This is a genomic window from uncultured Amnibacterium sp. (genome assembly GCF_964244015.1).
Taxonomy (GTDB): domain Bacteria; phylum Actinomycetota; class Actinomycetes; order Actinomycetales; family Microbacteriaceae; genus Amnibacterium.
Genome location: NZ_CAXTHO010000033.1, coordinates 1 through 9,337 on the forward strand (window position 1 = coordinate 1; position 9,337 = coordinate 9,337).

Genomic DNA, 9,337 nt, shown 5'->3' on the forward strand with positions numbered 1-9,337 from the left:
TCGCGAAGTTCGCGTCGATGACGTCGACGACACCCGCGGTGAGGATGACCCGGAAGCCGGTCTCGCTGGGACGGAAGCCGATCGCGGCACCGCTGCCCGGGTAGAGCCGGCTTCGGCTGGCCACGACGTCCGGGCCGCTCACGGGCTCGCGCGCCGTCCGCGCTGCGCCGACGAGCACGACGGCCGCCGCCCCGTCGCCGAACAGCCCGCTGGCGACGAGGTTGTCCATCGAGTCGTCGTCCTTCTGGACCGTGAGGGAGCACAGCTCGACGGACACGAGCAGGGCGACGCCGTCGGGCTGCCCGGCCAGGAAGTCGTTCACCCGCGCGATCCCGCTCGCTCCCGCGACGCAGCCGAGACCGAACATCGGCATGCGCTTGACGTCGTCCCGCATCCCGAGGCGCGGAACCAGCAGCGCGTCCACGCTCGGCGCGGACATGCCGGTGACGGACGTGAAGACGATCAGGTCCACCTCGTCCGCCCGGATGCCCGCCTGGAGGAGCGCGGAGCGGGCCGCCGTCTCGGCGAGACCGGTCGCCTCGGCGACGAACCGGTCGTTCGACTGACCGAACGTCAGCGCGGCGCGGTACTCCTCCAGCGGCAGCACGAGATGGCGGGTGCTGACGCGAGCGGAGGCGTGCATGCGACGCATCAGCGCCTGGCGGCGTGGATCCTGCGCGACCATCGGCGCGAGCATGTCGGTGATGGCCTGCTGGGAGTACGCGTGCTCGGGCAGGGCCGTCGCGACGGCGGCGATGCGGGACACCTGCCGAACCGTACCCCGCGAACACCGTGGCTCGGCGTGCACCGGTGCGCCGCCTCCGCTCACTAGTGTCCCGTCACGTGGCGATCGTCGACAACGCGGTGTACGTGGACGGGAAGCGGACCCCGGACCCCACGAGCCTGTCCGAGACATACGACCTCGTGCGCGAACAGCACGGGTTCGGCTGGATCGGCCTCTACCGGCCGGACCCGGCGGAGCTGGAGTCGGTCGCGGACGCGTTCGCGCTGCACCCCCTCGCGGTCGAGGACGCGCAGGAGGGGCACCAGCGCCCGAAGATCGAGCGCTACGGCGGCGACCGGTTCGTCGTGCTCCGTCCCGCGAGATACATCGACCAGGAGGAGCGCGTCGACTTCGGGGAGGTCGACCTCTTCCTCGGCCCCGACTTCGTCGTCGCGGTGCGGCACGCGGAGGCACCGGATCTGAAGGCGGTGCGGGCGCGCCTCGAATCCGAGCCGACGCTGCTCGCGGCCGGGCCGCTGTCGGTGCTGTACGCCGTCGCCGACCGGGTCGTCGACGACTACGGACCGGTCGTGAACGGCCTCGAGAACGACATCGACGAGATCGAGGACCAGCTGTTCGCGGGCGAGGCGTCGGTTTCGCAGCGCATCTACGAGCTGACCCGCGAGGTGATCACCTTCCAGCGCGCGATCGAACCGCTCGCCGGCGTGCTGTCGCAGGTCCGCACGGAGATCGACGGTCAGGAGGAACTGATCGAGATCCGCCGCGGCCTGCGCGACGTGCTCGACCACGTGACGAGGATCCAGGAGCGGGTGGAGGGCTTTCGGGTGCTGCTGCAGAACGCGCTGACCGTGAACTCGACGCTGGTCGGCCAGCGGCAGAACGATCAGATCGAGAAGCTCACCCGCGACTCGCTCGAGCAGGGCAACCAGGTGAAGAAGGTGTCCTCCTGGGCGGCCATCGGCTTCTTCCCCGCCAGCCTCGCGTCGATCTGGGGCATGAACTTCGAGGACATGCCCGAACTCAAGTGGGCCTTCGGCTACCCGCTCGCGCTGCTCGCGATGCTCACGCTCGGCATCGTGCTCTACGTGACGTTCAAGCGGCGGAACTGGCTGTAGCAGCGCAGTTTCATATATCCGGGGATTCCGGAGCGGAGCGACCGGATCCCCGGATATATGAAGACGAACTACTCGATCAGCGACGCCGTCAGCGTGATGTCGACGCCGGTGAGCGCCTTGCTGACCGGGCAGCCGACCTTGGCGGCCTGCGCGGCGGCCTCGAATCCGGCGGCGTCGAGACCCTCCACCTCGCCCTTGACCGTCAGCGCGATCCCGGTCAGCGCGAAGCCGCCCTTCTCGCTGTCCGGTCCGAGGGAGACGTCGGCGGAGACCTCGAGCGAGTGCGGCGTGCCGCCTGCCTCCGCGATCTCGGCCGAGAGCTGCATCGCGAAGCACGCCGAGTGGGCCGCGGCGATCAGCTCCTCCGGGCTGGTGGTGCCACCGGCGTCGTCCGCCGCGCGACGCGGGAACGAGACGTCGTAGGTGCCGACCTTCGAGCTGCTCAGCTCGACCTGGCCGGTACCGTCCTGCAGGCCGCCGTCCCAAGCGGTGCGTGCGGTGCGAGTGGGCATGGATGATCCTTCCGTCGTCGGTGACGGCTCGTCCTCGTGCCGCGGTCAGAGGCTAGGCGCGGGTCCCTGAGCGTCCGGCGGAGTCCTGCTCGGCCAACGCCGCGAGCCGTTTGCGCGCCTGCTGCGGAGCGGTCGCCTCGCCGAGGAGCGCGACGGATGCCTTCAGCACCAGCCGGGTCGCGGCCTCCTCGACACCGAGCACGCGCCGGAGGCCGAGCTGCTCGCGCTCCCAGTCGGGCAAGGTCGCGACCGCGCCGCGGAACAGCGCCGGGTAGGTGGCCCGGATCAGCGCGGGCAGCGGCGGGCGACGGATGAAGCCGACCGTCTCCCGCACCACCGTGTCGACCCGGAGGATCCCCGCATCGCGGATCGAGCCGAGCCGCTGCTCGAGCTCCGCGACGCTCCTCGGCGGATCCGGGACGCCCATCAGCTCGCCGGCGACCGCCCAGTCGCGCACATACGCGTCCGGCCCGCCGGGGATCGGCCGGCCGCCGAACCGCTGGAACGCGCGGAGGAACGAGTCGGCGAACGCGAGATGGACCCACGTCACGAGATCGGCGTCCTGCGCGGCGTACGGCACGGTGCGCCCGTCCGTCGTCGCGTAGGTACCCTGCACTCGCTCGTGCAGGTGCCGGACCCAGCGGCTGGCCGAGTCGGCCTGCTCCCGGCTGCCGTAGGTGACCGTGGTGATCCACCGGATCGTGCCGTTCAACCGGCCGAGGGGGTCCTCGCGGTACCGCGAGTGGTCGTGCACGCCGGCCATCGCGCCGGGATGCAGCGCCTGCATCAGCAGCGCGCGGGGGCCGGCGACGAGCGTCGCGATGTCGCGGTGCACCTCCCAGACGGCGCTGCCCTCCGCGAAGTACCCGGCGTCGGTGCCGTGCGAGAGCTGCTCGACCCAGTCCGGCAGGCCGGTCGGCTGCCCGTACAGCACCTCGAGGAGGCGGGTACGAAGTCGGTCGGTCAGCATCACTGCATCATCCTGGATCGGCCCGCGCCGACGTGCGCGACGCGGGTCGACGCGGAGGGGATCCGCAGCGTGCGGGAGCGACGGGCTAGAAGTCCCCGCCGAAGTCGCCGAAGCCGCCGCCGAGGTCGGAGGCGACGTCCTCGATCCCGCCGCTCGCGTCCGACGCGACGTCACCGATGCCGGGCAGCACCATGTCCGCGATCGCGGAGCCGATCACGACGCCGGCCACGGTGCCGAGCAGGGACCCGCCGAGCATCGTGCCGAGCCCGGCGCCGCGGGAGCCGGCCGAGCCCGAGCCGAAGGTGTGCTCGAGGAACCCGGGCTGCCGCAGCTCGGAGCGGGTGGCACTGCGGGCGAGCGTGCGCGGGTCGTCGGCAGCGGGACGATCGGAGGCGGCTGCGTTCCGCGACAGCTCCTCGAACACCAGCCGGCGCTGCTGCGGGGTCAGCGTCGCGAACGCCTCGGCGTGCACCTCCTCGACGGCGTCGGGCGCCGCGGTGCGCAGCAGGTACCGGTACCGCTCGACCGCGATCTCGTCCTCCGAACGGACGGTCACGGATGCCGGGTACCCGCGCACCGACCGCGACGGCGCGTCGTCGTGCAGGTAGCTCCTCAGACGTTCCAGCAGGCCCATCACGTCGTCCCTCCTCGGCCGAACCGCCTGCGACGGTAGAGGCTCTGCCCCGCGGCCGCGACGTCCGGACCTGTGGATCGGCTATGACCCACGGAAGCTCCAGTCGCCGTCCGTACCCTCGCCGAATCGACAGCGGAGGAGGACGCCCCATGACCCGGTTCGGGTACACGATGATGACGGAGCAGAGCGGCCCGAAGGAGGTCGTGCGCTACGCGATCCAGGCGGAGGAGGTCGGGTTCGACTTCGCGGTGTCGAGCGACCACTTCTCGCCGTGGCTGACCGAGCAGGGCCACGCCGGCTACGCCTGGTCGATGCTCGGGGCGATCGCGCACGCGACCGAGCGGATGGAGCTGATGACCTACGTCACCTGCCCGACCATCCGCTACCACCCCGCCGTCGTGGCGCAGAAGGCCGCGACGCTGCAGATCCTCGCCGACGGCCGCTTCACCCTGGGCCTCGGGTCGGGCGAGAACCTCAACGAGCACATCACCGGCGAGGGCTGGCCGCCGGTCGCGCAGCGCCAGGACATGCTCGAGGAGGCGGTGCACATCATCCGGGCGCTGCACACCGGCGAGCTGGTCACCTGGCAGGGCGAGCACTTCCGCGTCGACTCCGCCAGGGTCTGGGACGTCCCCGACGGCGGAGTTCCCATCGGCCTCGCCGTCGGCGGCCCCAAGGCCGTCGAGCGGTTCGCGCCGCTCGGCGATCATCTGATCGCGACGGACCCGGAGCCCGATCTGATCGAGGGGTGGCACGCAGCCCACCCGGGCGGCGGCTCGCGCGCGATCGGCCAGATCCCGATCTGCTGGGCGCCGACGAAGGACCAGGCGCTCGATCTCGCCCACGAGCAGTTCCGCTGGTTCGCCGGCGGCTGGGCGGTCAACGCCGACCTGCCGACCCCGCACGGCTTCCACGGCGCTTCGCAGTTCGTACGCCGGGAGGACGTCGCTGAGACGATCGCCTGCGGGCCGGATCTCGACGAGCTGGTGGAGGGCGTCCGACCGCTCTGGGAGGCGGGCTTCACGGACATCGCCGTCATCCAGGTCGGCGACGTCCTGCAGCAGCGCTTCCTCGACGAGGTGGCCGGCCCGCTGCTGGAGAAGCTCCGCGCAGCGGCCCCGCGAACCTGACCTCGGCTCCGGCTAGATCCCAGCTCCGGCCCGACCTCAGCTCTGGCCGCGGCCGGTCTTCTCCTGCAGGCGTTCGATCTGCTCGGACGCCTCCGCCTTGGTGATGTCGGCGGGGATCTGCTCGCCGGCATCACGGGCGAGGGTGTCGATGTAGCTCTTCTGCGCGCCCGTGGCGGGCTCGTCGCCCGTCACCCACGTGCTCGGATCCTTCTCGGTCGTGTTCTTCTCGGGGCCGCCCAGCATCTCGCCCGTGTCATCGCTCATGCGCCGACTGTAGAACGCGTCTCCGACAGAACGCTGGCGGTCACCTCGTGAACAGGGGGCTGTCGTCGAGACCGGCCAGCAGAGCCGCGACGTCGTCGTACACCGCCACGGCACCGGCATCGCGCAGCTCGGCCGCCCCGTACCCGCCCGACAGCACGCCGATGCAGCGCACGCCGGCCCTCCCGCAGGCCTCCACGTCCCACGAGGCATCGCCGACCATGACCGCCTCGTCGGCGGACACGCCGGCCTTCTCGAGCGCGACCTGCACGACGTCGGGCGCGGGCTTCGCCGTCTCGACGTCCTCGCCCGTCGTCACCGTCGACACCACATCACCCGCCTCCAGCACCTCGACGAGCATGTCGAACTCCTCCTGCGGCGCGGAGGTGGCCAGCACGACCTGCACCCCGCGTCCGGCGATCTCGCGCAGCAGCTCGAGGGCGCCGATGAACCGGCGCATCCGACCGCGCTCGGCCGCGTAGTGGACCGCGTGGCGGTCCTTCGCGGCGTCGCCGAGCCGTTCCGCCTCGTCGCCGAGCAGGGTCTCGAGCAGCTTCGCGGAGTCCATCCCGATCGCCCGGTGCACCCGCCAGGCGTCGACCGGGTGATCGATGTCCATGAACGCCTGGAGCCAGGCGTCGACATGCAGGTAGTTCGTGTCGGCCAGGGTGCCGTCGATGTCGAAGAGGACGGCCTTGCAGGTGGAAATCGGCATCGTGGATGGAAGCAGCCGAGGATGGGAGGGTGCCTGTCCGCCTGCTCGTCCTCGCCGACACCCATCTCCCGAAGCGCGCGAAGCGGCTGCCCGACGTCGTGCTCGCCGCCCTCGCCGACACGGACGGCGTGATCCACGCCGGCGACTGGGTCGACGAGGCGACCCTCGACCTGCTCCTGGCGCACTCGCCCCTCGTGATCGGTGTGGCCGGGAACAACGACGGTGCCGAGCTGCACGCCCGCCTGCCCGAGGTCGCCACTGCCACGATCGACGGCGTGCGACTCGCGGTCGTGCACGAGACCGGGCCCGCGACCGGGCGGGAGCGACGGATGGAGGACCGCTTCCCCGACACCGATGTGCTCGTGTTCGGGCACTCCCACATCCCGTGGGACTCCACGGCGCCGCGCGGCCTGCGCCTCCTGAACCCCGGCTCCCCCACCGACCGCCGCCGGCAGCCGTCCTGCACCTACGGCGTGCTGACGCTCGACTCGGGCTCGACGACCTGGGAGCTGCAGACGGTCCGACCCTCCGTTTTGTAGGCAGGTTCTGCCTACAAAACGGAGAGTGCTACGCCGTGACGAAGTCGATCAGCTGCTCGACGCGGCCGAGCAGCGCCGGTTCGAGATGGCCGAAGTGGTCGACGCGTCCGAGGATCCGCTGCCACGCCCGTGCGATGTCCGCCTGGTCCTCGTGCGGCCAGCCGAGGGCCTGGCAGATGCCGTGCTTCCACTCGATGCCGCGCGGGATCACCGGCCAGGCCTTCATCCCGAGCCGCTCGGGCTTCACGGCCTGCCAGATGTCGATGTAGGGGTGGCCGACCACGAGCACGGTGTCGCCCCACGGCTTGATCGCGGCGTCCGTGAGGCGGGTCTCCTTGCTGCCGGCGACCAGGTGATCGACGAGCACCCCGACCTTCCGGGTCGGCTCGGGCTCGAACACGCGCAGCACCTCGTCGAGGTGGTCGACCCCCTGCAGGTACTCCACCGCGACGCCCTCGATGCGCAGGTCGTGGCCCCAGACCTTCTCGATGAGATCCGCGTCGTGGCGGCCCTCGACGAAGATGCGGCTGCCGCGGGCGACGCGCGCCTTCGCGCCCTGCACCGCGAACGAGCCCGACGCACTCCGGAGGGGACCCGCGGACTTCGGCTGCACCTTCGGCACCCGCAGCGCGACCGCCTTGCCGTCGATCAGGAACCCGGGACCGATCGGGAACACCCGGACCTTGCCGCGGCGGTCCTCGAGGCGGACCATCCGTCCCTCGACGCCGACGACCGCACCGACGAAGCCGCTCGCGACCTCCTCCACGACGACGCCCCGCAGCGCCTCCACGACCTGGGGCGGCGGCGCCTTCTTCTTCCAGCCGCCGTCGGCGAGGACGTCCGTTCCGTACCGGTCCATGTTCACGCGGACGACGGTAGGCGGCGGTCCCGAAGGGGACACGGAGCCCGTCCGGCATGGCGTGGCACGTCGTCCACTTCGTCGCTCAGGCCTCGCCGATGTCCTCGTTCCAGAGGGCCGGGTTCGCGGTGATGAAGTCGCCCATCATCGTGATCAGACCCGGGTCGTTCAGCACCGTGAGGTGGGTGCCGTGCTCGGCGATCCAGTCCTGCCCGCCAAGGAAGTTCACGTCGTCGCCGACGATCACCCGCCCGATGCCGAACTGCCGCACCAGCCCGGAGCAGTACCAACAGGGCGACAGCGTCGTCGCCATCGTCGTATCCCGGTACGAGCGCTGCCGCCCAGCGTCGCGGAACGCATCCGTCTCGCCGTGCACGGAAGCGTCGTCGTGCTGGACCCGCCGGTTGCGTCCCGCGCCCAGCAGCCGGTCGTCGCCGTCGAACAGAGCGGCGCCGATCGGGATGCCGCCCTCCGCGAGGCCGATCAGCGCCTGCTCGGCCGCGACCGCGAGCTTCTCCGCATCGGTGCGGTAGCGGACCTCGCCGCTCACGCGTCGCTCGCCGCGTCGACGCGGACGGGTTCCTCGTACCCGCTCGCGGGCGGTGGCGCACCCTTCGCGGGCGTGAACACCGGCACGAGCACAAGAGAGAGCACCACGGCGAGCACGACCCCGACGAGCAGGCCGGTGGACAGCGTCGGGTTCGCGAACAGCCGGATCGAAAGGACCATCGCGACCACCATCGCGATCGGACCGGCCAGGTTCACGGACCGGGCGTCGTCCGCGAGGTACGACGCGACGGCGAGCAGTCGCCAGGTCGAGCCGTGGTGCTCGCCGAACGGCTGCTTCGCGGGAGCCCCGAGCGTGGTCATAGCCGGAGCATAGAAGGCGGGTGCCTCGCTGGACGAGGCTGTCACCGGCCCGACCGGAGCTCGTCACGCGGGCGAAACAGGCGGCCCCGACCCCGTACGGCAGCGCGCACCGCGCGGAGGGTCGAGCGGTGCCGACGCCACCCGCCGAAATCGAGATCGACGCGCCGCTGGTGCGCCGCCTGCTCGCAGCGCAGCACCCCGATCTCGCATCCCTTCCGCTGCGGCTCGTCGCGAACGGCTGGGACAATGCCGTGTTCCGGCTCGGCGACGACCTCGCCGTGCGGGTGCCGCGGCGCGAGTCCGCCGGTCACCTGGTGCGGCACGAGCAGGAGGTCCTGCCCGTGATCGCCGCTCGCGTGCCGGTCGCCGTGCCGGTACCGGTGCGGGTCGGTGTGCCCGGCCAGGGGTTCGCGTTCCACTGGTCGGTCGTCCGGTGGTTCGCAGGCGGGGTCGTCGCGGAGGCGGACCTGCGGGAGGACCTCGAGCTCGCCTCCGCGCTTGCGGCGTTCGTCCGGGCGCTGCACGTGCCGGCGCCCGACGACGCTCCGGTGAATCCGGTTCGCGGCGTGCCGCTGCAGGCTCGCACGGAGGATGTCGCCCGCCGACTGCTGGCCGGGGGCGTCCCGCACGCTGCCGCGCTGGGTGCGGTGTGGTCGGAGGCGCTCGCGGCGCCGCGGTGGGTGGGCACGCCGGTGTGGCTGCACGGCGACCTCCATCCGGCGAACCTCGTCGAGCGGGACGGGAGGCTCGCCGCGGTGATCGACTTCGGCGATGTCACCGGCGGTGACCCTGCCACCGATCTGGCGACCGCGTGGCTCACGTTCGGCCCGGCCGCCCGCGCGCTGCACCTCACGCCGCAGACGCTGAGCGGCCAGATCGGGCAGCTCGAGGACACGCTCGGGCGCCCGCTCTTCCGCAAGGTCGGACGCCAGCTCGAGCTCACCGACGACGGGCAGACCGCGCTGCGCTTCGCCGACGCCATCTTCT

Annotated in this window: 13 protein-coding genes; 4 read left to right on the plus strand and 9 right to left on the minus strand. The window is 71.8% G+C overall.

The window, feature by feature from the left end; all coding sequences use genetic code 11:
• Nucleotides 1-766: type III polyketide synthase (locus ACFE67_RS05765; protein WP_375405918.1), on the minus strand; the 766-nt coding region annotated here is incomplete at its 3' end.
• A gap of 77 nt (nucleotides 767-843) precedes the next feature.
• On the opposite strand from ACFE67_RS05765, the gene ACFE67_RS05770 reads away from it, so the two are divergent.
• A complete protein-coding gene (locus tag ACFE67_RS05770) occupies nucleotides 844-1,860 on the plus strand; it encodes a magnesium and cobalt transport protein CorA (RefSeq protein WP_375405919.1) in 1,017 nt (338 codons plus the stop codon).
• Nucleotides 1,861-1,928: 68 nt separating this feature from the next.
• Here the strand turns inward: ACFE67_RS05770 and ACFE67_RS05775 are convergent, their stop codons facing one another.
• From ACFE67_RS05775 to ACFE67_RS05785, 3 genes are all read right to left on the minus strand, one after another.
• The gene (locus tag ACFE67_RS05775) at nucleotides 1,929-2,372 is read right to left on the minus strand and encodes an OsmC family peroxiredoxin (protein WP_375405920.1); all 444 of its coding nucleotides are present in this window, start codon (nucleotides 2,370-2,372) and stop codon (nucleotides 1,929-1,931) included.
• Between the two features lie 52 nt (nucleotides 2,373-2,424).
• Entirely contained in the window at nucleotides 2,425-3,342 is a 918-nt protein-coding gene (locus ACFE67_RS05780; RefSeq protein ID WP_375405939.1) for an oxygenase MpaB family protein, read from the minus strand.
• 85 nt (nucleotides 3,343-3,427) lie between these two features.
• Nucleotides 3,428-3,976, minus strand: a complete 549-nt coding sequence (locus tag ACFE67_RS05785; RefSeq protein ID WP_375405940.1) for a hypothetical protein — start codon at nucleotides 3,974-3,976, stop codon at nucleotides 3,428-3,430.
• Nucleotides 3,977-4,125: 149 nt separating this feature from the next.
• On the opposite strand from ACFE67_RS05785, the gene ACFE67_RS05790 reads away from it, so the two are divergent.
• Complete coding sequence (locus ACFE67_RS05790) at nucleotides 4,126-5,106, plus strand: TIGR03557 family F420-dependent LLM class oxidoreductase (RefSeq protein WP_375405921.1); 981 nt, start codon at nucleotides 4,126-4,128, stop codon at nucleotides 5,104-5,106.
• A 36-nt stretch (nucleotides 5,107-5,142) separates the two neighbouring features.
• Here ACFE67_RS05790 and ACFE67_RS05795 read toward each other — a convergent pair whose 3' ends face one another.
• Nucleotides 5,143-5,370, minus strand: a complete 228-nt coding sequence (locus ACFE67_RS05795; protein WP_375405922.1) for a DUF3072 domain-containing protein — start codon at nucleotides 5,368-5,370, stop codon at nucleotides 5,143-5,145.
• Nucleotides 5,371-5,410: 40 nt separating this feature from the next.
• On the minus strand, nucleotides 5,411-6,082 hold the full coding sequence (locus ACFE67_RS05800) for an HAD family hydrolase (RefSeq protein ID WP_375405923.1): 672 nt from the start codon (nucleotides 6,080-6,082) through the stop codon (nucleotides 5,411-5,413).
• A 29-nt stretch (nucleotides 6,083-6,111) separates the two neighbouring features.
• Here ACFE67_RS05800 and ACFE67_RS05805 point away from each other — a divergent pair, with 29 nt between their 5' ends.
• On the plus strand, nucleotides 6,112-6,621 hold the full coding sequence (locus ACFE67_RS05805; RefSeq protein ID WP_375405924.1) for a metallophosphoesterase family protein: 510 nt from the start codon (nucleotides 6,112-6,114) through the stop codon (nucleotides 6,619-6,621).
• Between the two features lie 28 nt (nucleotides 6,622-6,649).
• Here ACFE67_RS05805 and ACFE67_RS05810 read toward each other — a convergent pair whose 3' ends face one another.
• From ACFE67_RS05810 to ACFE67_RS05820, 3 genes are all read right to left on the minus strand, one after another.
• Nucleotides 6,650-7,480, minus strand: a complete 831-nt coding sequence (locus ACFE67_RS05810; RefSeq protein ID WP_375405941.1) for a DUF3097 domain-containing protein — start codon at nucleotides 7,478-7,480, stop codon at nucleotides 6,650-6,652.
• Between the two features lie 85 nt (nucleotides 7,481-7,565).
• Nucleotides 7,566-8,030, minus strand: a complete 465-nt coding sequence (locus ACFE67_RS05815) for a nucleoside deaminase (protein WP_375405925.1) — start codon at nucleotides 8,028-8,030, stop codon at nucleotides 7,566-7,568.
• Complete coding sequence (locus tag ACFE67_RS05820; RefSeq protein WP_375405926.1) at nucleotides 8,027-8,350, minus strand: hypothetical protein; 324 nt, start codon at nucleotides 8,348-8,350, stop codon at nucleotides 8,027-8,029. The genes ACFE67_RS05815 and ACFE67_RS05820 overlap by 4 nt, the downstream gene beginning before the upstream one ends.
• Before the next feature lie 128 nt (nucleotides 8,351-8,478).
• Here ACFE67_RS05820 and ACFE67_RS05825 point away from each other — a divergent pair.
• The coding region (locus tag ACFE67_RS05825; RefSeq protein WP_375405927.1) for a phosphotransferase at nucleotides 8,479-9,337 on the plus strand (859 nt) is incomplete at its 3' end.